The organism is Hymenobacter nivis (assembly GCF_003149515.1).
In the GTDB taxonomy this organism is placed as follows: domain Bacteria; phylum Bacteroidota; class Bacteroidia; order Cytophagales; family Hymenobacteraceae; genus Hymenobacter; species Hymenobacter nivis.
This window is the reverse complement of record NZ_CP029145.1, coordinates 2,202,352-2,223,412: the sequence shown is the minus strand read 5'-3', so window position 1 is coordinate 2,223,412 and position 21,061 is coordinate 2,202,352. Positions and strand designations below refer to the sequence as shown.

The following is a 21,061-nucleotide window of genomic DNA, read 5'->3' as shown; positions in this document are numbered from 1 at the left end:
AATTCCTGGTTATGAATTACCTGTTGCTGTTACCTTATGGCTGATTATCAACTGTATGGTAGTGGCGTGATGGGGCCCCCGCGGCCGCCTATTTCCCGGCGGCTACCTGCTTCAACCGTTCCTGGAGCTGGTCCAGGTCCTGCCGCGAGAGGTAGCGGCCGTCGGCCACCACGGCAGCGATGCGGCGGGTATTGGCAATGTCGGCCAGCGGGTTGGCACTCAGCAGCACGAGGTCGGCGAGGCAGCCGGGCGCGACGCTGCCGAAATCCTGGAGGCGGTTATAAAACCGGGCCGGGTTCAGGGTAGCCGTTTGCAGGGCCTCCAATGGCGTGAAGCCGGCCGCCACGAAGCGTTGCAACTCTAGGTGCAGACTGACGCCGGGCAGCACGTCCACGCCGGCCGGCGCATCGGTCCCGGCCAGGAAGCCCACCCGGGCCGCATGTAGCTTGCGCACCAGGTCGAGCTCGTGGGTGACGAAGCGGGCCCGCACCGGCCGCGGCTCGGCGTCGAGGGTTTGCGCGATGCTGGCCTGGGCCTTGGGCCAGCGCTGCGCCACCCAGCTGCGGCCGGCGTAGGCCAGGTCGGGGTCTTGCCGCCACGCAATGGAATCGACGAGCCACTGGCCCCGCTCCCAAAACAGCGTCGGGCACTGCCATACCTGGTGCGCCGCCAGCAGCTGCACGGCGGCGGCTTCGCGGGCCGCGTCGTAGGTGGCCAGCAGCCGGCCCGGCGACTTCTCGCCGCCCGCCACGTACCGGGCCTCGTCGGTCGAGCTGGCCTCAAAAACGCCGATCAAGTGCTCGAAGGTGCGCTGGCCGGCGGCCACGGCTTCGGCGGCACTCACGGCGTCGGGCACGTGCCCTTCAAAGGGCAGGCCTACGGCTTTGGCTTCGGCCGCAATGGCGAAATACGCTGCCCGGGGCACGTACGACTGGATTTTAATAAAATCGACGCCCCGCGCCTTGAGCATATCCACGGCTTGGCGGCCTTCCTCGGCGGTGGCCACGGGGATGGCGGCTTTGTAGGGCGACTTGGGCCCGTCGAGCATTGGCCCGCTCACCACCAGCCGGGGGCCCAGCCGGCGGTGCGCCGCCACGGCCGTGCGGGCCTGGAGGATAGAATCGAGCTGGCTACCCATGTCGCGGATGCCGGTGACGCCGTTGGCCAGCAGCAGCGGCAAAATCAGGTCGGTGCCGGCGTTGGCCGTTCCGTCAAAATACACGTGGGTGTGCATGTCCCACAGCCCCGGCATGAGGTACTGGCCGCGCGCGTCCACCACCCGGCCCGCCTTCGGATTGACCTTGGCCGAGGGCCCCACCCGCACGATGCGGGGCCCGCTGATAACCACCGTCATGTCGGGCCGAATGGCACCCGTCGCCACATCAATTATCCGGGCGTGCACGATGGTGAGCTGCTGCGCCCGGGCGGGTAGGCTCAGGACGAAGGCGAGGAACAGGGAGTGAAAAAAACGCATCAACCGGAAGAGTTAAGAAGCTGTTTGACTTGGTTTTTTGGTTCTTGAAACGGGGGGTAACGGTGCATTCTTGCGCCTCAGAATTGAACGATGTTCGGACCAATCGTCCAATTCTAAGACGCAAGGATGCATCGTTACAGCGTGCCGACGTTAACGCAAGCAACTTCTTAGCTACGTCGTTGGTGCAAGTAACGGGCCCGGCTTGAATTAATTATGCATTAATTCGGATGCAATAATCTGATCATTAATAAGAAAGCTAATGGCTATCAGCTAAGAGCCGCTTAAATGCCTCTGCTAACAGCTCAATACTTAGCGGGCCTTTCGGGCCTTGGCCAGTGCCCGGCCGGCCGCGCCAACCCGCCGGGGGCCCGCCGCACGGGGCCGCAGCGGTTACTGGCGGAGCCACAGCTGGCCGTCCACGGTTTTGTAGCCGACCAAGCCATCGGCCCGGGAATAGAAAATTTCTTGCGCGTCGGTGGGCTTAGGATTTGTGTTTTTGCTCGTGGCTATGCCGTTCACGTGCAGCACTGACCCGTAGGTGTGGGGGCCCAGCGAATAATTAAGTTCCAGCGCGTTCAGGCTATTGGCTGCTTCATCGGCAAGGTCGTCGGCGGTACGGAAAGTGGCCAGCAGCTGGTCCGGCCGGTAGGCGTCGTGGCTGGGAAGAACGGTGTTAAAGAAATTCAGCGTGTTTTCATTGGCAACGGCCAGGCTCACCGAATCTTTCTGGAGCATAAAGCGGTAGTCAAGTTCAATAAATTCAGTTTTCACGGGTAGGTGCGGGATGGGAACTTTGCCGCTAAAAACCCCCGATTCCGCGTCGCCGTCCAGCCGGCGCACGCGCACGGATTGGGTCTGGCCACCCGCGTTTTTAAACGAGAGTACCTGGCCGTTCTGCTCGTGCATCCAGGCCTTGGCCGAATTGTTCAACGGCACGTCGGACGGCGCCAGGATGTCACGTACCGGGTCGCCAAGCAGGCGGCAGCCCGCCAGTAGGCTACCGGTCAGACAGAGCAGTAAAGCGTATTTCACGGGTACAAGCGTTTTCATTCGTATAAGTAAGCAGCAGTGCAGAGGTGAACAGGTTATCAGTTATTAGCTGTCAGCCGATAGTTTATAAAACTACAAATGAGTGGCAATTCAGGGCCTGCTTTGTGCGATTCCTTATTCGGGAACAGCTCTATTAATTCAGGAACAAGCCTAATGACTAATAAGAAAAATAACTTCTTAATAATGAATGACTTGATTGAATATATAACAAGATGTATTCTAAAAAAATGAAATTGTAAAAGGGGCTTTTAAACCAAGCCGCGCAGTTGCAAAAGCGTCACCTTTGCTGCGTCCGGCGGGTAGCCGGGGGCTCTGCGCGTTCTCCCCCAAAAGCCGCCGGGGAGCCGGTTCATTTGCCCGCCGATGCCAACCCGCGGCTCCTGCTCAGTTGCCCGCCGCCCCGTCCGCAATCAGCCCCCGCGCGGCGGCGTGGCGCATGGCGGTGGCATAGTCGGGCACGAGCAGCATTTCCACGTTTTCGGCGCGCAGCTCGGCCACCAGCTGCGGGATGGCCAGGGCCCGCTTGGGCACTTGCACGTCGCGGATGTACACGGCGCGGATGCGGCCGGGGTAGCGGCGCACCACCTCGCGGTAGATGCGGGCGTCTTCCTGGCCGCTGTCGCCGAGCAGCACGAAGGGCAGGCGCGGGTAGGCGCGCAGCACGTTCTCGATTTCGTGCAGCTTGTGGCCGAAGTGGGCGGCGGCGGCCAGGCCCTCGGCGGTGGGGGGCGCGGGGTTGCGCGGGCGCAGGCCCACGTCGCGCAGCAACAGGGCCCCCTTCGGGATGCGGTGCAGGGCGAGGAACTCGTCGAGCGCGTCGTAGAGGTTCCAGGGACTGCTACTGATGTAGAAAAACGGGTTGTCGGGCCGCCCGGTGCAGCCCAGTTGCAGGGCCCGGTAGAACGCGCCCACGCCCGTAAAGGGCTGGTGCGAGAGGGCGTTGCGCAGCAGCACCGTGAAGCCCATGCGCAGAAAATTGGTGGCCCCCGACTCGAACACCGTATCGTCGAGGTCGGAAATTACCCCGAACTCGGCCCCGGCGGGCGGCACCAGCACCTCGGCCACGGCTCGTATAGGCTGGGCGGGTAGCGGCGCGCCGCCGGGCAGCTGGGCCAGGCGCACGGCTACTGGCTGCCACAGCAGGGCCCCCGGCGGCGGCTGGGGCGGGGCCTCCAGCACGAGGGTGAAGTAGCCCTCGGCGTCGGTCGCGATGGGCTGCGGGGCCCCGCCGGCGCGTTCGGCCACCAGCCCGGCCCCGGCAATTTCGTAGCTGAGGAAGCGCCGGGCCATGTTGCGGAAGTTGCGCCAGCGCGAATCGGCCGCCGTGGCGGGGGCCAGGCCGGGGTCGGTGAGCAGGCGGCCCTTCACGTAGAAGCGCCCGGCGGTGCCGTAGGTGCGGTAGGTGAGGAGTTGCAGCGGCCGCGCCCAGCCCAGGCGGGCCAGGCGGTGGTTGTCGAGGTGCAGCAGGCGGGAAAGCAGTTCGCGCAAAAAAGGCATAAACGCAAACCTACGGCCGGGCGCGCCGGGGTACCAAGCGGCCAGGGATTCCAAGGATAAAAAATGCCTGAACCAATGACGTGCGTGCGTGCTCTTTGCGCCCGCCAGCCTGCGGAAGCGTAAAACCAACACAAATTTGCGTTCGTCCTGTCCTGATTTTTACCACGGATTGAAGAAGATATTTCGCGTACTTTGTGTGGATAAAAACAGATGTTAGAGGCGTAAAGCTCTGATGTACAATTATTATTATTTAATCAATGCAAGCATCAACAGAAGGTACGCGCGGCGGGGCAGCCAACTTAATAGGGGCGCCCCGCACGGAAGCCGCCAGGCCCGCGACGAATTTTTTGCAACGCGTTGCCTTTGGGGTACGTTTTCACCACGTCTATCGGTGGGTCGGGCTGGTGCGCGAAGGGTGGTTTTACCTCTGGGGCATGCGCGTCGGAAAGGGCACGGTGCTGCCGCGCCTGTTCATTACGTGGCCGCACCAGGTGGCGATTGGCAGCAATTGTTTGCTGGAGGAGGGCATCCGCTTCAAATTTGACGGCATCTGGCAGCCTGGGCCGTCCATTCAAATCAAGGACCGCGTATTTTTGGGGTCTGGGTGTGAATTTAATATTTCCGTAAGCATTACCGTTGGCAGCGATTCGCTCGTTGCCTCGGGCTGCCGCTTCATCGACCATGACCACGGCACGGCTCCGGGCGGGTTAATTCGTGAGCAGTCGGGCCCCACGGGGCCGATTACGCTGGAAGAAAACGTTTGGCTGGGCTGCAACGTGGTGGTGCTCAAAGGCGTGACGATTGGCAGTGGGGCCGTGGTGGCTGCCGGGGCCGTTGTCAACAAGTCGGTGCCTTCAAACGAAATATGGGCGGGTGTACCGGCTCGAAAAATTGGCCAACGCTACTGATGCATGCCCATAAAAATCACGTTTTTCTGCGGCTCGCTTAAAACTGGGCGCAGCGGCGTGGGCGGACCACGTGCGCCGCTTGGTGGGCAAATAAGTAATCAGCCATTAGCTGCTAATTGTAGGCTTGCTTTCCGATTAAAGCAGTTTTCCGGTCCATGTCCGATCCGCCAAGTGGCTGCTGGTGCGGGGCGACTATCTGCGGCACCACTTCATGGCGCCGATCGAGTACTTGACCATCAATTACTACCATCTACGCCCGTTTGGCGAGGGATTGTAGCACGGTGGGAAGAGGCCGTAATCCGCGCTACAGCCAGCGGCCCGATGGCCGCGTCAGGTTAGGAGGGAAGCGCCTGCTGAGCCCCGGGTGGGGGCGCGGCTTAAAACGGTGGGGCCCCGGTTGGCAATGAAAAACGCTGGCTGTTCATCCTGGGGTGGGTTTTTGCGTACACAGGGGTTCCCCACCCACTCCCCGCCCCATGCCCACCGCCGCGCCCGCCGCCCGCCCCAAAACCCGCAAGAAGCACCTCGCGCCCACCGCCCACGAGCTCTACAAAGATCCCGCCCAGCAGGCCGCCCAGGCCGGGCTGCACTACGCTACCGATGCCGCCCCCGGCTACGCCCGCAAGGCCGGCCGGAGCGGTAAATTCAGCTACCACGATGCCCAGGGCCACAAAGTGACCGACGCCGCGGTGCTTGAGCGCATCGCCGGTTTCGTAATTCCGCCGGCCTGGACGGACGTGTGGGTAGCCCAGGACGCCCGGGCCCACTTGCAGGTGACGGGCCACGACACGGTGGGCCGCAAGCAGTACCGCTACCACCCGGCCTGGGACGAAATCCGTAGCCTGACCAAGTTTTCGCGCTTGCAAGCATTTGGCGAGAAGCTGCCCGCTCTGCGCCAGCAGCTCCAGCGCGACTTGGCCCGCCCAGCGCTGAGCCGCGAGCAGGTGGTGGCCCTGGTGATTTCGCTCATCGACCAGTCGTTTATCCGGGTGGGTAACCAGGAATATGCGAAGAAGAATAAAAGCTACGGCCTCACCACGCTGCACGACGAGCACGTAACGTTTAAGGGCGACGCTGTGCGCTTCGCCTTCGTGGGCAAAAAGGGCGTGGCCCACGACGTAACGCTGCGCGACCGCCGCCTGGCCCGCCTCGTGCGCAAGTGCCAGGAAATTCCCGGCCAGCACCTGTTCCAATACTATGCCGCCGACGGCCAGCGCCACGCCCTGGAATCGGGCGATGTGAACGGTTACCTGCACGAGCACACCGGCTTGGCCCTCTCGGCTAAGGACTTCCGCACTTGGGGCGGCACCGTAAAAATGGTGGAATGCCTCGAAAGCGCGCTCACCGAAGAGCCCGATTTGGCCCCCGAAAAAGTTATCCGCAAAGCCGTGAAGGATGTGGCCAGCGGCCTGGGCAACACGCCCACTGTATGCTCAAAATACTACATCCACCCGCAGGTGGTCACGCTCTTCAAATCGGGCGAACTCATTGATTACTTGCGCGCCCACGACGCCACCCCCGCCCCCCAAGACCCGCTTTCGCCTACCGAGCGCCTAGTGCTGAAAATGCTGGCCGCCATCGCGTAAGCTGTGTTTTAGGGCCCCGGGGTGGGATTGTGGCGTAGAATTAAAAACCTGGTAATAAAATTAAAACGGTCATGCAGAACGAAGTGGAGCATGACCGTTTTAACTGATCTAAACAGTATAGTTATTCCCGAATAAGAAATCGCACAAAAAAGAACGTCATGCAGCGCGCAGCGAAGCATTTTTTCTGCGCTAGTAATTAGGAGTAGTTACGTGAAAAAGATACTCCACTGCATTCTGCATGACCGTTTTAGTTGATCTAAACAGTGCCTTAATTACTCTCTTATTCCTCCGCTGGCCGGGTGTAGGCGTGGGCACTGCGGCGTGGCGCAGTGAAGTAGCGCAGCCTTCGGGTGGGCGCGGGCGGGCGGGCCCTGGGGTTGCCGTAAATGGCCAGGCGGGGGCCCCGCGCCGCCCGGGGCCCTACTTCGGTTACCTCGAATACGTCGGCGCCAGCCAGGCCTTCGAGGGTAATGACCTTGGTTTCGCGGGCGAAAAACGTGCGGGCCAGCAGCAGCGAATCGGGCCCCAGGGCGGGGGCGTACATGGCCACGGTAACTGAATCGGGGTAGCGGCGCACCACGAACCGCTCGGCCTGGGCCGTGCCGCCCACCGTGGGCCGGCGGCTGAGGCGGCGGTAGAGCACCGCCGCCACGTGGGGCAGGGTGGCCCGCCGCTGCCGCAGGGCTCCGGCCAGGTAGGGGCCATCCAGGGCGTAGGCCGCGGGCGGCAGCTGGCGCAGCGCCGAGTCGAGGGCCGCGTCGGTGAGCTGGCCTTGCATGGCTACGGCGGCCGCCTGGAACTGCGCGGCAGTGAGGGAGATAAGGCCGTGCTCGTCCAGGTAATGGCCCTGCTGCAACAGGCCCCCCAGGTCGTGGTAGTTGGGCCGGAACGTGTTCCACTTCCGCAGGGCAAAGCGCCGCGTGAACAGCCAGGGAAACACGCCGTCGGCGGCGCGGTAGAACACCATGTCGCGGTCTTTGGGCACGGGCTGGTAATAGAAGCGGCCGGCGGGGGCCCCGGGCGCGGGCACCTGGGCCCAGGCCCACTGCCCCGCGTGGCGGTCCCAGTCGCCCAGCCAGGCGTCGAGCAGGCGGGCGCGCAGCAGGGCGGCGGGGTCGGGCCGGTGGCGCGGGTCGGCAAACAGGCGCTTGTAGAAGGCCGCGCTGCTCATCAAAGCCGTGGCGGCCGGCACGGCGTCAGTGGGCCGGGCGTCGCCGCCGAATTTCTCTTCCAGCCAGACCAGCTGGCCGCGCAGCTTGGCCAGCGAATCGCCGGTGAGGGCCGGGTCGTTGGGCCGGGCGTAGAACAAGCGCGGGTGAGTGTGGGGCACGCCCACGGCCTGGGCCAGGGGCGGCACTACCAGCGCGCCGTAGGGGTAAGTGGCGCTGGTGGCGTCGCGCACGGCATTCAGCAAAAATGTGCGGCGCAGTAGCGGCGGCAGCGTTTTGCGCGGGTCTTTATCGAGGGCCCGCAGCGCGTATTCCTGGCCGCCGGGCCCCCGCAGGCTCAGGCCGATGGTTTGGAAGCCGCCGCCGGCCTTGCGCGGCCGCAGCGGCTCGCCGCTGGGGTCCCCGGTAGCGGGGTTGAGTACCGTCATCGCCACCGGGGTAGCCCACACCTGGCGGTAGTGCCGGCCGAAAATGGCCTGGTAAAAGGCGCTGTGCTGGGCGTAGTGGGGGTTGGCGGCCGCGCCGCGCACCGAGTCGGCGCCAGCCGGCAAAGGCCGGGCGGCCTGCGCGGGCGGCCGGGCATCGGGCGGGCCATAGGGCTCGCGGGCGCAGCCGGTGAGGGCTTCCACTAGGCTTAGGGCCCCACCAAAGCAGGTAAATACGAAGCGTAGCGGAGCAGCAAGCAGCCGGGGGCGAGGGAAGCGTGAGCAGTGGACCCCAAGGCCAGCCCCGTGGCGCACTGCTTACGCAAGCGCCCCAAAAAAGGCGGCCCGCGCTGCGCCATAACCACGGCGGGGCTCTGCAGTATAAGGGCCGGCGGGTCGTTGTTTCATTGGATTAAATATGGCTCTTGTGCAATTTCTGCCATTATGCGTCGCGGGCTGAAGATTTTGGGCAGGGCCCTGGGCAGGGCCTTAGGCGGGGCGGCATTGGCGCTGCTGGTGCTAGTGGCGGGGCTGCTGCTTCCGGCCGCCAGCCGCCGCGGGGCGGGCGTGGCCGGGCCCCCGCCCGCCCGCTGGGCCCCTGATTCGGCCACTGTGCTGGTGGCGGCCGGGCCCGAATACGCCGCCGGGCTGCTGTGGCGGGCCCTGTGGGGCACCCACCACCGGGCGCTGTGGGCCACGCCAGTATCGGCGCTGGTGCTGTGGCTGGGGCCCGCCGGCCTACGCGCGCTGCGGGCCGTCGGCAGCTACCAAACCCGCAGCCTGCGCCTGCTCGCCGCCGACGGCTATGAACTCGTGCTGCGCTCCGTCGATAAAGACGCCCGGGCGGCGCTGCCCGGCGGCTTTTGGTCCTCCGGTGGGCCCAGGCAGCCATTGCTGGGGGCGGGGGAAACCAGCCCTTGGGGGCCTAAAGTGGCTACCTTGCGGCCATGAGCAACCGCCTGCTGATACCCCTTGCCGCACTCGCCTTGGCCTTGCCCGTGGCCAGCTATGCCCAGCAAACGCCGCCTCGCATGGCCACGCCCCTGGTCGTGGGCTCGGTGGCCCCGGCTTTCAAGGGCCTCGATGCCGCCGGCCGGCCCGTGGCGCTACAGCAGTTGCTGAAGAAAGGGCCGGTGGTGCTCTACTTCTACCGGGGTCAGTGGTGCCCCTTCTGCAACAAGCAGCTCAGCCAGTTGCAGGATTCCTTGCAACTGCTCACGGCCAAGGGGGCCCAAGTGGTGGTGGTAACGCCCGAAACTCAGGAGAACATCGGCAAGACCGTGGCCAAGACCAAGGCGGCCTTCCCCATCGTGCACGACCAGGACTTTGCCATTATGACTGCCTACCACACGGCCTTCACCGTGGATCCCGCTACCGTGCTCAAGTACAAGGCCTTCGGGGTGGATTTACAAAAGGCCAACGCTTCGCCCGACGATGTGCTGCCCGTGCCGGCTACCTACGTCATCGGCCGCGATGGCCGCATCAAGTTCACTTACTTCAACCCCGATTACCGCCAGCGCGTGTCGGTGCGCCGGGTGGCCGCGGCGCTGTAGCCGGGCCCCTATTGCAGCTTAAACGCCACGTCGAGCGCCGTTTGCAGCAGCGGCGACACGTCCTGGTGCGCCACAATGAGCTGCTGGTTGATGCGGGCCGCCACGGGGTACGGGTACACTTTGTCGAATAGCTCGCTGATGCCCAGCCCGCTGGCATTGGCCAGAATCAGCTCCTGAATGAGTTCGCCCGCGCCGGGGGCCACCATGGCTCCGCCCAGGATGCGGCGCTTGCGGCCGGGCAGCGGCAGGGCATGTTTCTCGATGAAAAGTAGCAACCGGCCGTCGCGGTAGCTGTCCACCACGGCGCGGTCGTCGTCGGCAAAGTCGGTTTCCCAGCGCTCGTAGGCCGTGCCGCGCTTGTCGAGCTCGGCGGCATCGAGGCCGAAGTGCGCCACCTCGGGATCGGTGAAGGTGACCCAGGAAAAGTGGTCGTAGCTGAGTTTCTTCTTGATGGGCGAGAAGAAGTTGAACAGCAGCAGGCGCACGTGCAGCTCGGCCCCGTGGCTGAACTTGAGCGAGTTGGCCGCGTCGCCGGCCACGAAAATATCGGGGTTGGTAGTTTGCAGATGCTCGTTGAGGCAAATGTGGCCTTTCTCGTCCACGTCCACCCCGGCGCGTTCCAATTGCAGCCCCTCAAAGCTCACGTGCCGCCCAATTGCCACGTACACCAGGTCAAAATCCACCGTAAACGGGTCGTCAGCCCTGGGCTTCACGCGGGCCTGCGAGGCCGACGTAAAAGCCTCTACTTCGGCTTCCAGGTGAACGACGAGGCCCTCGGCCCGCAGCCGCTCGGCCAGCACGGCCCGGATGGTGGGGTCTTCCTTTTCGAGAATGCTGGGCCCGCGGTGCACAATGGTTACCTGCGCGCCTAGCCGCTGCATGGCCTGGCCCAGCTCCACGCCGTTGGGGCCCCCGCCCACCACTAGCAAGCGCCGGGGCAGCTCGCGCAGGTCCCACACGTGCTGGTTGTCGTAGAGGCGCACCTGCTCGGAGCCGGGCACTTGCAGCTGCTGCGGCCGCGAGCCGGTGGCTACCACCAGCTTGCGCCCGGTGTGGGTATGGCCGTTGATTTCCACGGCGTGGTCGCCCACAAACCGGGGCGTTCCGATTTCGACGGTGACGCCCAGCCCGCGCAGATACTCCGGGTTTTCGTGGTGGCGGATGATGTCCTGCCGGCCCTGCACGTAGGCCATCACCTTGGCCATATCGGCCGGGCCGCTCACCTGCAAGCCAAACTGGGTGGCCTGCCGGGCCTGGTGCACCTGCCGCGCGGCATGAATCAGGGCCTTGCTGGGCACGCAGCCGTGGTTGAGGCAGTCGCCGCCCACGTCTTCGGCCGTGCGGTCGATGAGCAGCACCCGCAGCTTAATACGGGCCATGAACAGGGCTAGCCCCAGCCCGGCCGAACCGGCCCCAAGCACAATCAGGTCAAAATCAGCAGTGTCTTCGGCCATGGTATCTTCGGGAATCGGCGTGAGCAAATGGGCGGCACCGGCCGGGCCCCCTGCTCAACCATACGGCCCACCGGCCCCGTGCGCCGCCCCAGGGTTCAGTTTCTCGCTTTTTCGACCGAACACACGCCCCTATTTGATACGCCGGGCAGTAGTGCGAACGCTGTAGTTCGCGTCTCCGCGCCGTTAAAGCCATTCCACTGCCGGCTGCGCTACTGTGCCCGCCCGGTAGGCCTGCGCTTTCTGGAAGGCATTGGTGCCCATCTTTTTGCCCCGCTCCAGCCCGGCTACGTTGCCCTCGTAGAAATGAATGCTGCCGTAGAGGCGCGATTCGCTGGCGTCGAAGGCTGCGTCGCGGAACGTGTTCCAAACCAGCAGGATGACCAGTGCCTCTTCGGGCGGGTCGGCGGTCAGCGGCTTGCGCTGCATGTAGAAGTAGCCGAACTGGTTGCTGCCGGTGTAGGCTTTGAGCACCGTAGCGGCGGCCATGCTGAAGGCGCTGTGGCCCGAAACGTACTCCGAGAACGGCGGGGTAAGAAAGTTATCGGCTTGAAACGGCCGCCATAGCTCGCCGGGCAGGTCGACGACGCCCTTGCCGGCCCCGCCCCAGGCCTGAATGGTTTTGCCCCGAAACAGGTAGCGAATGGCCGTGATGGGTCGGCAGTAGCCGTAAAACCGCTTGGCCTTCCAGGTGGCAATGGATGCGTCGAACACCGCATTCGAGACGGCAAAAAATAGCTTTACCGTTTCGGTCAAACCCAGCTTGTCGCGCTCCACGATGAAGGTGGTAAACCAACAGGCACCGCCGTGCTTGCCCGTGCGCTGCCCCAGCGCGAAGCAGCTGGGGCCCCGAACATGAAAGTGCTAAATATCAGAAAATTAGGATGGAACCGGACCGATGCCGCTCCGCCATTGTCCGGGTACTACCACTGAATTATTCGGCCGCGAACAGCCCGGCCAGCGGGTCGTTGCCGTCCACGGTGCCGGCGCTGGCCAGCACCTGGAAGCGGGCGAACATCTCCTCGGCGTACCAGTTTTCCTGGCGCGTGAGGCGCATGGCTTCGCGATGGCGGGCGTCGTGGTAGGCGTACTGCTGCATGGCTGCCGCCGAGCGCCACACGCTGAACGTGGCCTGGCGCACCACCGGCAGCTCGCCCAACCCGATGGCCAGGGCCACGCCGGGGGCCCCTGCCAGGGCCGCGCTGGTGGGAGCTACGTAGCGCCAGAAGCGGGGTGTTTTCCACCACCGGATGCTGGCGCGGGTGAGCACGGCCACGGGGCCCCCAGCGGCTAGGGCAGCCGTTGGGGCGTCGGCGGGGTAGTCAAATGGGGCGGTGCCGTCCCAGAGCCCGTGCGCTTTGATGGGCCCCAGGTGGGCCGTCCAGGTTTCGGCGGCGCGGGTTTGGTAGGCCTGCCAGAGCGGGTGCTGGGCGAAGAACGCGGCGGCAGCGTCGGCGTCGGCCCACACGGCCATCAGGCCGTAGCGGCGCAGGTTGGGCAGGGCCCCGAAGCCACCCGCGCCGCTGCCCAGCAGCTTGGCGAAGCGCAGGCCCGCCACGCGCCGCAGCTGCGGCGGGGCGGTGCCCATTTGGGCCAGGGCCCAGCGGGCGTGGCCGGGCTGCAGCGTGACGAGGGAAAGTGTGGTAAGGGGCAAGGCGAGGGGGCGTGAGCCGGTGGAAAGCCGGCGCGGAGAGGACACAAAAAAGGGCCGGAATTGCTTCCGGCCCTTCCTAAACAACCAGGGGCCCAGGAGTTCCGGGCCCGCCGTTATTTTACTACTACCTGGGCGTGCTCGTTCACGTCGTCGTCCTTGCTGGCCTCGCCGGTGGCCACGGCGCGGACGTAGCCGTAGGCGCGGCTGAGCAGGCTGCTGGGCGAGTCCCAGTATTCGCCGCGCTCCACGGTCACCTTCAAAATCATGATGCTGGGGTCGTCCTTGCCCTTCGGGAACCAGGCGCGCAGCGGCTCGGTATACAGCTCGGCGGCCTTGGCGGCGTCCCGGTAGGCGTTGGCCGTGCCCGATACCGACACGTACACGTTGGTTTCGGGGTTGGTGTAGCTCAGGTTCACTTTGCTGTCTTTGTTCACTTCGTACACCTTGGCCGAATCGGCGTCGGTGAGGAACAGCAGCGAGCCGTCGGCCTCGGGCCGGATGGTGGCCATGGGGCGGCTGTGCAGGTTCTGCTGCTCGTCGAAGGTGGTGAGCATGGCAATGCGCACGTCCTTGATTTTATCAAACAGCTTGTTCAGGTCGTGGGTAACGGGCGTTTTCGAATCAGACATGGGAGGGAATGGTTAGGAAGGAAACCGGCTGGTGGGGTCAGGCTTCCATGTACGGCCCCCGGCGGGCCGGGGTTGGCGCCGGGCCCCGCGCCGAGCCCCTATCTTCCGCCTTCAATGAATTTTTTGGCCCACCTCTTCCTCGCCGGCCCGCCCTACGCCGCCGCCTACGCCGACCACCTCGTGGGCCAGTTCGTGGCCGACGCCGTGCCCGGCCGCCGGCTCGAAGCCTACGCCCACGCGCCCGGCGTGCAGGCCGGCATCCGCCAGCACCGCGCCATTGATGCCTTCACCGATCAGCACCCGGTGGTGCGCCGCGCCACGGCCCGCCTGCGCCTGGCCGGCCACGGCAAGTACGCGGGCGTGGTGAGCGACGTGTTTTTCGACCACTTCCTGGCCCGGGGCTTCGCTGGGTTTTCGGCCGAGCCCCTGCCCGCATTCACCCGCCGCGTGTACGCCCAACTGGAGGCCCGGCAGGCCGATTTTCCGGCCCGGGTGCAACAGTTTTTTCCGCACCTGGTGCAGCACGACTGGCTGGGGCACTACGCCGAAGTGGCGGGCGTGGCTAGGGCCCTGGCCGGCCTCAGCCGCCGCGCCGCGCCCGGCTCGGGCCTGGAGCGGGGGGGGCTGGAGCTGGTGGCCAACTACGCCGCCTACGAAGCCGATTTCCAAGCGTTCTTCCCGGAATTGCAGGCATTTGCCGCGGCGGGCTACCCGGGGCCCTAGACGCGCTCAGCGGCTGGGCAGAAGGTATCACTCACTGCTGGTCGTCAGTCGTTAGTCAAGAGAGTTTTTCTGAAAGGCAACTCTTTGCGTAAGTCCTAGAGTTATAAAAGCTGTTTAGGAAGTCTGGAAATTCAAAATTGAATGTCATGCTCATCTGGCGTTCGCGCAGCCGAAGCATCTCTCCCGCAGCAGTAATCCTGATTAGTTGAGCAGTAGAGATGCTTCGGCTGCGTTCAGTATGACGGTCTGACGATTTCCCATAACAGCTTCATACAATTACTGACAACAAGCAACTAACGGTTGTATAAAACAACGAGCGGCCCACCACTGGCGAGCCGCTCGTTGCATAGCATTGGGGCCCCGGGGGCCCCGGGGCGATTAGTGCTGGTGGCCGCCTTCGCCGTGCACGTGGCCGTGGGCCAGCTCCTCGGGGGTAGCGGGGCGCACGTCGGCCACTTTGCCGTCGAAGTGCATCACCATGCCGGCCAGCGGGTGGTTAAAGTCCATTTGCACGGCGGTTTCGCCGATGCTGACCACCTTAGCCTGCATGTGGTTGCCTTCGTTGTCGGCCATGGGCAGGAAGTTGCCCTCTTGCAGCATCTCGTCGTCGAGCTTGCCGTCGATCATGAACACGTCCTTCGGAATTTCAACCAGCGCCTGCTCGTCGTACTCGCCGTAGGCCTGCTCGGGGGTGAGGCTGAACCGGAACGTGTCGCCGGCGTTCTTGCCGTCGAGCTGGCGCTCGAACTCTTCGGGCAAGCCGCTCTGGCCGTAAATGAAGATCATGGGGGCGTCGGCTTCAGCCGACTCAACTAACACTTTTTCCTGGTTTTCGTCGGTTACGCTCAGGTCATAAGTGATGGTAACGACTTGGTTCTCGCTGATGGTAGTCATAACGGAAAAGGGGGTGGGAAGAGGAAGGAAACTACGCGCCCGCCCGAGCGGCCGGCGCGCAAAGAAAAGCAGCGCGGGCTGCCCGCCCCGCCCGGGGCTCCACGCAAACACAAAAATCCCTGCGTTGGCTGGGCCAGCGCGGGAATTTTACTGACCGGACGCTTTACATAGCGGGCATGCTTTTCAGCTCGCGGCCCCAGAAGCGGTGCTCGGCAATGGCCGCCACGAAGCGCTTGGCCAAATCGGCCACGTGGGCGTCGGCACTCGTCACCACGCCCTCGCTTGAGGTGGTCGGGTAATTGTGGACAGAATAGGGTCTTATCTTTCGATTGTCATGAAAGACAGCCCCCCACCTACCAAACGCCGGCGCTATGATGCCGCCTTCCGGGCCGAAGCCTTGCGCCTGGCTAGTGAAAGCCGCTCGCCCCAGGCCGCTGCGCGCGCCCTGAATAGCGACCCCAAACGAATCTATAAGTGGCAAAAGGAAGCGCTCACACCGGTGGCCGCTGCTCGTGGCGCAGAACTTGACCCCGCCGCGGCCACTGAACTGCGCCAACTGCGGGCCGCCAATCGGCGGCAGGCCCAGGAGCTGGAAATTTAAAAAAAAGCCATCGTCCTCTTCTCGCAGACACTGGACCAAGGAGTCGTTACCGCTTTATCGAGGCGCAACGGGGCCAGTACCCCGTGCGCCTGCGCTGCCAATTAGTGCAGGTACCTGCCAGCGGCTACTATGCTTGGCAACAAGCTCAGCAGCAAGCAGTCGCTAAGCCAGAGCCGGCTTGGGAGACGGCACTAGTCAAGGTGTTTGGGGTCCACAAACGCCGCTACGGCACCCGCCGGCTGCGGGTGGCCCTGCGCCAACAGGGCTATCGGGTGGGCTGCCAGCGCCTGCGCACGGCCATGCGCCGACAGGGGCTGCACGCGCTGCAACCCAAGGCCTACACCCCGCGCACCACCGACTCCACCCACGGCCTGCGCTGCGCGCCCAACCGGCTGCTTGACCAGCCCAAACCCACCCAGGCCAACCGGGTCTGGGTCAGTGACATTACCTATTTGCCCCTGACTAACGGCGACTGGGCGTACCTGTGCGCGTACCAGGATATGGCCAGCAAGCAGGTGCTGGGCTGGCAGGTGGGGGCTTCGATGCCGGAGAAGCTCATTACCCGGGCCTTGCAGCGCGCTTTCTGGGCGCAACCCGCGACGCCCGGCCTACTCGTCCACTCCGACCGGGGGGGGGCTGTACTGCGGCAACGCCTACGGGCAGTTGCGCCACGACCACCAAGCCGTGCGCTCGCAAAGCTGGCGCGGCGATTGCTACGACAATGCCCAGGCAGAAAGCTTGTGGTCGCGCCTCAAAACGGAGGTGCTCGAACTGCGCGAACGGCCCGTTTTTGCCGACCTGGCCGACGCCCAGGCCAGCGTGGCCACCTATTTTGACTACTACAATTACGAGCGTTTACACTCCAGTATCGGCTATCAACTGCCCTATCACACTCATCAACAGCTTCTTCAACTCAATGCCCTAAACTGCCCAGCGTAATCGGACCACCTCACAAGTATTGCCGCATAGATGGGTTGTGGAGCGCACATTCGGCTGGTTTGGAAAATATAGCCGCCTAGCAGGACGCGATTTCGAGACAAATTCATGTAACAGGGGTAGTGTATGGTACCGGTGTATGGTGGGATGGATCACGGATAAAGATGCCAGGATTTTTCCGCCATTCCACACACACGAATTCGTAGGGTGTCAAGCCGCGCAAGCATTTGAGCCGTTTGGCGTAATTATAGGCTGCTAAAAAAGTCTGTAAATATTCGTTGAGCTGGTTCGTAGTCTCGTAGTGAAACCGTTTAATCGTCGCTTCTTTGAGCGTCCGGTTCATGCGTTCCACTTGGCCGTTGGTCCAGGGATGCAGGGACTTGGTAAAGCGTTGCGCGATGCCCCACTGGTCGCAGAGCTGACCGACCGGGTGGCGGCCTGCCTTGGTCTGGTGGGGCAGGTAGCGAAATTGACTGCCGTTGTCGGTCAATAGCTTCTGAATTTTATAGGGAAATGAGGGCAGTACCCGTTCCAGAAAGGCTACTGCCGTGGCCTGCGTGGCCTGGTCGTAAAGGTGGGCAAAGGCCAGCTTGCTGGTGCGGTCGATGGCCACAAACAAATATTGTTTAAGTAGATCGGATGAAATAGTTTGCATTATCGGCGTATCTTTGGGTTATGAGTCGCGTTAACACTCCCCTGTTGGATGAGGCCGCACGGGCAGCCCTGGAATCGTTGTACAAACAGCATCCGAACCATACCCTGCGGCAGCGCTGCCAACTGGTGCTACTCAAAGCCACGGGCCGCACTTCGCACGACGTTGGTCAAGTGGTCGGCCTCTGTCATGTCAGCGTCAACAGCTGGCTCAAACGCTACCGCAAAGAAGGGATTAACGGACTGGAAACCAAGCCCGGACGCGGCCGTAAATCCCTGCTCACGGTCGCCGCTGACCAAGCCAGCGTGCGGGCCGCCGTGGCCACCAATCGCCAGCGCATTGCCTTGGCCAAGGCCGAGTGGGAAAGCCAGCGGGTGGCGGGGGAACCGGCCGTGGGACGCGATGCCTTCCGCGCTTTTTTAAAAGCCTTGGTGGCCGATACAAGCGCATCCGGCGGCGCCCGGCCAAGGAGCCCGACCCGCTCCACTACGCCGAAACGGTCGAACGCTTAGCAGAATTGGAGACCTTGGCCGAGGCCGGCGAGTTGACCCTGTTCTACGGCGATGAATCGCACGTCTGCCAGCAAGGCTACGTGCCCTACGGCTGGCAATTTCCGGGCGAAGACGTGTTTATCCCCGCTCAAAAAGGTGTTCGCCTCAACTGCTGGGGCCTCTTCAGCCGCGATAACCAGTGTCATTGGGCCACCACCTGCCAGAACATTACCGCCGCTTTTGTAGCCGAAAAATTAGACGCTCTTTCACTGCGAATCGCTGGTCCAACGGTTATTGTGCTAGACAATGCCAGCATCCACAAGGCGCATCTTATCCGGCAACGGCGGGCGGTCTGGGCGCAACGGGACCTGCGTCTGTTTTTTCTGCCGCCCTATTCGCCCCACCTCAACCTGGCCGAAACCCTATGGCGGCATTTAAAGGGCGGTTGGCTCCAACCCCAGGACTACGCCCAGGCCGATGACTTGGCCTACGCCACCAATCGCTGCCTCGCAAATTTCGGGAAGCAACTCGTTATTACGTTCAGCCCATTTAATGCAAACTAATTCATCCGACCTACTTACCTGCTCCGGTACGTACTTCCGCAAAATCGAGGTGCAGGTAGCCAAGGGGATAGTCCTTGAACTTCGCCTTTTTGCCCCCCGCCTTCTCCAAGTTAGGTAGGCGGCTAATGCCGTGGCGCTCCAGGCAGCGGTGTAAGGCGGAGCGGCGCAGGTGGGGAATAGCCTGCTGCAGGGCATAGAGGCAGTCATCGAGGGGCAACAGGGTCTGCTGACGGAAGAGCACGATGGCCGCTTCTCGGCGGGCGTAAGCACCGAGGAGGCGGGCTTGGGGCCGCGCACGGCCTCCTCGGTGCTGGTGCGCCCGCGCCATTTGGTCACCGTTTTAACGTTGATTCCTAGCTTTTTGGCTATTTTTTGTAGGCTTTCTGTACTTTGCTGGATGAGGCGCCGAGTTGCCGGCGCGGTGCGGGCGCACCCGTGTGGTATTTTTCCCATAAATCTGCTCGGTAAGCAGGCGGTAAAAATACACCACTATCCCATGGGACTATACAGTACCCGTAGGGGCCCCGCTCGTCCACGCGCTACTTGCGCATCATCCGCTCCCCTTTCAACCTGAAGTGTTTACCACCCGCTTACGGTGGCTCTTTCTTCGGTGCTCTTTTAATGCCTCTCCTCCCGACCTCTTCCACTCCTTCCGCCCCCGCCCGGGGGCCCTGCACTGGGTGCTCCGCTTGCACGCGCTGCAACGCGTAGGCCTGGCCCTCGTCGTCGTCGGGCTGTGTGCCGGGCTTGCCCCGGCCGACTTTCGGGCCGCTACCCGCGTGGTGACGGCGTGGGACAGCTTTTGCGTGGCCATCCTGGCGCTGACGTGGGCCGCGGTTTTTCAAGCCGATGCCGCGCGCATCCGCCGCGTGGCCACCCAGCAGGACCTGGGCCGGACCGGGACCTTCGTGGCCGTGCTCTTGGCGGCCGGGGCCAGTTTGTCCGCAGTTGCCTTGCTGCTGCGGGGCATTAAAGCGTTGCCGCCCCGGGAGCAAGTCGGCGTGTCCGTCGTCGCCGTGCTGGGCTCCTGGGTGCTGCTGCACACCACCCTCTTCACGTTGCGCTACGCCCACGCGTATTGCCGCGAGGACCCACCTCCCTCCCTCCGACAAGCTGGGCGGGCTGCAATTTCCCAGCGCGGCGCCCACCACGTACTGAGATTTTGCCTATTACGCGTTCACGATTGGCATGACGGCCCAAATCTCGGACACGGACGTCACCTCCCTCCGGATGCGCCAACTCACGCTGGCCCATGGCCTGCTTTCGTTTGGCTTCAATATGGCCATTATTGCCCTCGGGGTCAACGTCGTGTCCAGTATCCTGTAAAGCCCGCTTGCTCGGCGGCCCGGCCAGGGGGAGCGGCGGCGCGTGCTACCGGTGGGCCGCTTGGCTGGCGCGGCCGGGGCGATCGGATGAAATATGTGAGTACGCATAGCCCCCGGACGGCGAATAAAATCCGCTTGTCGCTCCCGGTCCGCTGCCACTCCCCACCCGATCGAAGCGGCGCCCGGTCTTCGTCTGCGGTCCCGCTGCCCGGGCTCCCCCCGCCCACCAGCGCGGCCGCTGGGCAGTTTTCGCGGGCAAAAATCTGCAGCAGGACTCCCAGGTAGGACAGCAGCAGCGGGCCGATCACCAACACCCACGGTCCCCAACAATTCCAAGCCCAGCACAACGCCTACCAACGTGACGAGCGGGGGAATGTTGCCCAGGCGCCGGCCCAGCCACAGGCGCAGCACGTAATCGAGCACGAACATGGCGAGCCTAATGCCGGCAATGCCGGCGCCGGCCCCCGTTGCGCCCTGAGCAAACTTGAGGGCCGCCACCGGGCCCCACACCAGCGGGGCGCCCAGCTGCCGGCACGAAGGCGAGCAGCAGGCCCAACGCGCCGCTGAGCCAGGGGTCGGAGCCCTGGAACAGCCAGAAGGCGAGGCCTATCAGCACGCCCTACCCCGCGGCGATGACGCCCTGGCCCAGCACGTTGGCCCGCACGTTGTTGCGCAGCGCCGTCCAGAGCTCCTGTTACACGTCGGGCCGAAAGGACAGGTACCGGCGCAAGGCCTGTAGAAAGGCAACCTCCTGGACGAAGAGAAAATAGAGGCTTACCAGCAGGAGCCCGGCCACCAGCACCACGTGCAGGACGCTGCCCAGCAGCGAGGGCAGCCAGTTGCGCATCTAGCCCGGGTCGATGAAGGCGGTGCCGGTGCGCGCTTCCAGCCGGTGCAGGGCGGCCAGCACGGGCGCCGGGTCCCGGGCCACGTGGCGCAGGCGTGCCACCAGCAGCGTGCTGAGCTAGGCGCCGGGCACGACCAGGCCCCCCCGTGAGCAGCACCAGGGTGCTGGCCACTAGGCCGGGGGGCCAGCCGCGCCAGTGCACCAGCGCGGCCCAGACGGGGCGCAACACCACGTAGAGGATGCCGGCCCCCAAAAAGGCGGAGAGGTAGCCACGCAGTCCCCACAACACGAGGGCCATCAAGCACAGGAGGCTGAACACTAGCCAGCGGTGGCGCTGAGCCGGCGAATAGAGATTCTCAGTGGGCTCAGTCATGCGGGCAGGCGTCGGCCAAAGAAAGGGATGGCCAGCAGCATACGCAAGGCCGCTCCGGACGTCGGGGCGCCTCCAAAAGTGTGGGGCAGGTCTGGGTGGCGGGACCAGTCGCTACGCTTTCGCCTACGTTGACCGTAAAATGGGGATGCCCCCCATTTTTAGACGTTCTCCAGATTTTACCCATGGGAGAAGAGGTACCTTTCAGAGCCAGCTTATTCGAGCAAATGAGAAAAGTCTAGCGGTGAAACTATCCATTTTTA

21 protein-coding genes and 4 pseudogenes are annotated in these 21,061 nt (G+C 63.8%); 13 read left to right on the top strand and 12 right to left on the bottom strand.

The features are described 5' to 3' along the window. Positions 1-88 precede the first annotated feature (88 nt). From DDQ68_RS09850 to DDQ68_RS09840, 3 genes are all read right to left on the bottom strand, one after another. Positions 89-1,474 carry an amidohydrolase family protein gene (locus DDQ68_RS09850; protein WP_109656135.1) on the bottom strand — a complete coding sequence of 462 codons (1,386 nt, stop codon included), beginning with the start codon at positions 1,472-1,474 and terminating at the stop codon, positions 89-91. A 390-nt stretch (positions 1,475-1,864) separates the two neighbouring features. Further along, positions 1,865-2,524 (bottom strand): hypothetical protein, encoded by a 660-nt coding sequence (locus tag DDQ68_RS09845; RefSeq protein WP_109656134.1) that lies wholly within the window; start codon positions 2,522-2,524, stop codon positions 1,865-1,867. Positions 2,525-2,908: 384 nt separating this feature from the next. Then, positions 2,909-4,012 carry an App1 family protein phosphatidate phosphatase gene (locus DDQ68_RS09840; RefSeq protein WP_245897396.1) on the bottom strand — a complete coding sequence of 368 codons (1,104 nt, stop codon included), beginning with the start codon at positions 4,010-4,012 and terminating at the stop codon, positions 2,909-2,911. A gap of 443 nt (positions 4,013-4,455) precedes the next feature. Between DDQ68_RS09840 and DDQ68_RS09835 the strand changes: the two genes are divergently transcribed. Together DDQ68_RS09835 and DDQ68_RS09830 are read left to right on the top strand one after the other, a co-directional pair. Further along, positions 4,456-4,929 (top strand): acyltransferase, encoded by a 474-nt coding sequence (locus tag DDQ68_RS09835; RefSeq protein WP_109656133.1) that lies wholly within the window; start codon positions 4,456-4,458, stop codon positions 4,927-4,929. Between the two features lie 476 nt (positions 4,930-5,405). Then, positions 5,406-6,515 (top strand): DNA topoisomerase IB, encoded by a 1,110-nt coding sequence (locus tag DDQ68_RS09830; RefSeq protein ID WP_109656132.1) that lies wholly within the window; start codon positions 5,406-5,408, stop codon positions 6,513-6,515. A 280-nt stretch (positions 6,516-6,795) separates the two neighbouring features. Here DDQ68_RS09830 and DDQ68_RS09825 read toward each other — a convergent pair whose 3' ends face one another. Continuing rightward, the gene (locus tag DDQ68_RS09825; RefSeq protein WP_109656131.1) at positions 6,796-8,313 is read right to left on the bottom strand and encodes a hypothetical protein; all 1,518 of its coding nucleotides are present in this window, start codon (positions 8,311-8,313) and stop codon (positions 6,796-6,798) included. A gap of 240 nt (positions 8,314-8,553) precedes the next feature. Here DDQ68_RS09825 and DDQ68_RS09820 point away from each other — a divergent pair, with 240 nt between their 5' ends. Both DDQ68_RS09820 and DDQ68_RS09815 read left to right on the top strand, forming a co-directional pair. Next, positions 8,554-9,060 carry a hypothetical protein gene (locus DDQ68_RS09820; protein ID WP_109656130.1) on the top strand — a complete coding sequence of 169 codons (507 nt, stop codon included), beginning with the start codon at positions 8,554-8,556 and terminating at the stop codon, positions 9,058-9,060. Continuing rightward, positions 9,057-9,662, top strand: coding sequence for a peroxiredoxin-like family protein (locus tag DDQ68_RS09815; RefSeq protein WP_109656129.1), 606 nt, complete (start codon positions 9,057-9,059; stop codon positions 9,660-9,662). Before DDQ68_RS09820 ends, DDQ68_RS09815 begins: the two co-directional genes overlap by 4 nt. A gap of 8 nt (positions 9,663-9,670) precedes the next feature. On the opposite strand, the gene DDQ68_RS09810 is transcribed toward DDQ68_RS09815, so the two are convergent. From DDQ68_RS09810 to DDQ68_RS09795, 4 genes are all read right to left on the bottom strand, one after another. Further along, the gene (locus DDQ68_RS09810) at positions 9,671-11,116 is read right to left on the bottom strand and encodes a dihydrolipoyl dehydrogenase family protein (protein WP_109656128.1); all 1,446 of its coding nucleotides are present in this window, start codon (positions 11,114-11,116) and stop codon (positions 9,671-9,673) included. Positions 11,117-11,299: 183 nt separating this feature from the next. Then, positions 11,300-11,890: a vanadium-dependent haloperoxidase gene (locus DDQ68_RS09805; protein ID WP_162549999.1), complete on the bottom strand. Its 591-nt coding sequence runs from the start codon at positions 11,888-11,890 to the stop codon at positions 11,300-11,302. Positions 11,891-12,047: 157 nt separating this feature from the next. Then, complete coding sequence (locus DDQ68_RS09800; RefSeq protein ID WP_245897395.1) at positions 12,048-12,767, bottom strand: spheroidene monooxygenase; 720 nt, start codon at positions 12,765-12,767, stop codon at positions 12,048-12,050. Between the two features lie 113 nt (positions 12,768-12,880). After that, entirely contained in the window at positions 12,881-13,396 is a 516-nt protein-coding gene (locus tag DDQ68_RS09795) for a pyridoxamine 5'-phosphate oxidase family protein (RefSeq protein WP_109656126.1), read from the bottom strand. Positions 13,397-13,510: 114 nt separating this feature from the next. On the opposite strand from DDQ68_RS09795, the gene DDQ68_RS09790 reads away from it, so the two are divergent. Continuing rightward, positions 13,511-14,119, top strand: coding sequence for an acyl carrier protein phosphodiesterase (locus DDQ68_RS09790; RefSeq protein WP_109656125.1), 609 nt, complete (start codon positions 13,511-13,513; stop codon positions 14,117-14,119). A 378-nt stretch (positions 14,120-14,497) separates the two neighbouring features. Here the strand turns inward: DDQ68_RS09790 and DDQ68_RS09785 are convergent, their stop codons facing one another. Continuing rightward, positions 14,498-15,013 (bottom strand): FKBP-type peptidyl-prolyl cis-trans isomerase, encoded by a 516-nt coding sequence (locus DDQ68_RS09785; RefSeq protein ID WP_109656124.1) that lies wholly within the window; start codon positions 15,011-15,013, stop codon positions 14,498-14,500. A 334-nt stretch (positions 15,014-15,347) separates the two neighbouring features. Here DDQ68_RS09785 and DDQ68_RS09780 point away from each other — a divergent pair, with 334 nt between their 5' ends. From DDQ68_RS09780 to DDQ68_RS09765, 4 genes and pseudogenes are all read left to right on the top strand, one after another. Beyond that, positions 15,348-15,614 (top strand): transposase, encoded by a 267-nt coding sequence (locus tag DDQ68_RS09780; RefSeq protein ID WP_109656088.1) that lies wholly within the window; start codon positions 15,348-15,350, stop codon positions 15,612-15,614. A gap of 56 nt (positions 15,615-15,670) precedes the next feature. Continuing rightward, a pseudogene (locus DDQ68_RS24755) lies at positions 15,671-16,219 on the top strand (DDE-type integrase/transposase/recombinase); the annotation flags it as partial. 58 nt (positions 16,220-16,277) lie between these two features. Continuing rightward, entirely contained in the window at positions 16,278-16,553 is a 276-nt protein-coding gene (locus DDQ68_RS09770) for an integrase core domain-containing protein (RefSeq protein WP_162549998.1), read from the top strand. Between the two features lie 10 nt (positions 16,554-16,563). Next, a pseudogene (locus tag DDQ68_RS09765) lies at positions 16,564-16,650 on the top strand (IS5/IS1182 family transposase); the annotation flags it as partial. A gap of 6 nt (positions 16,651-16,656) precedes the next feature. Here DDQ68_RS09765 and DDQ68_RS09760 read toward each other — a convergent pair. Beyond that, positions 16,657-17,163, bottom strand: a complete 507-nt coding sequence (locus DDQ68_RS09760) for an integrase core domain-containing protein (RefSeq protein WP_162549997.1) — start codon at positions 17,161-17,163, stop codon at positions 16,657-16,659. Positions 17,164-17,225: 62 nt separating this feature from the next. Between DDQ68_RS09760 and DDQ68_RS23450 the strand changes: the two genes are divergently transcribed. Both DDQ68_RS23450 and DDQ68_RS09750 read left to right on the top strand, forming a co-directional pair. Beyond that, on the top strand, positions 17,226-17,714 hold the full coding sequence (locus DDQ68_RS23450; RefSeq protein ID WP_109656120.1) for a helix-turn-helix domain-containing protein: 489 nt from the start codon (positions 17,226-17,228) through the stop codon (positions 17,712-17,714). Next, complete coding sequence (locus DDQ68_RS09750) at positions 17,651-18,256, top strand: IS630 family transposase (RefSeq protein WP_245897436.1); 606 nt, start codon at positions 17,651-17,653, stop codon at positions 18,254-18,256. The genes DDQ68_RS23450 and DDQ68_RS09750 overlap by 64 nt, the downstream gene beginning before the upstream one ends. A 13-nt stretch (positions 18,257-18,269) precedes the next feature. On the opposite strand, the pseudogene DDQ68_RS23855 reads toward DDQ68_RS09750, so the two are convergent. After that, positions 18,270-18,709, bottom strand: a pseudogene (locus tag DDQ68_RS23855) (transposase family protein); the annotation flags it as partial. A gap of 122 nt (positions 18,710-18,831) precedes the next feature. Here DDQ68_RS23855 and DDQ68_RS24750 point away from each other — a divergent pair. Together DDQ68_RS24750 and DDQ68_RS24270 are read left to right on the top strand one after the other, a co-directional pair. Beyond that, a pseudogene (locus DDQ68_RS24750) lies at positions 18,832-19,293 on the top strand (DUF1345 domain-containing protein); the annotation flags it as partial. A gap of 151 nt (positions 19,294-19,444) precedes the next feature. Next, on the top strand, positions 19,445-19,582 hold the full coding sequence (locus tag DDQ68_RS24270) for a DUF1345 domain-containing protein (protein ID WP_109656117.1): 138 nt from the start codon (positions 19,445-19,447) through the stop codon (positions 19,580-19,582). A gap of 693 nt (positions 19,583-20,275) precedes the next feature. On the opposite strand, the gene DDQ68_RS22785 is transcribed toward DDQ68_RS24270, so the two are convergent. Continuing rightward, positions 20,276-20,428, bottom strand: coding sequence for a hypothetical protein (locus tag DDQ68_RS22785; RefSeq protein ID WP_162549995.1), 153 nt, complete (start codon positions 20,426-20,428; stop codon positions 20,276-20,278). Between the last annotated feature and the right edge of the window lie 633 nt (positions 20,429-21,061).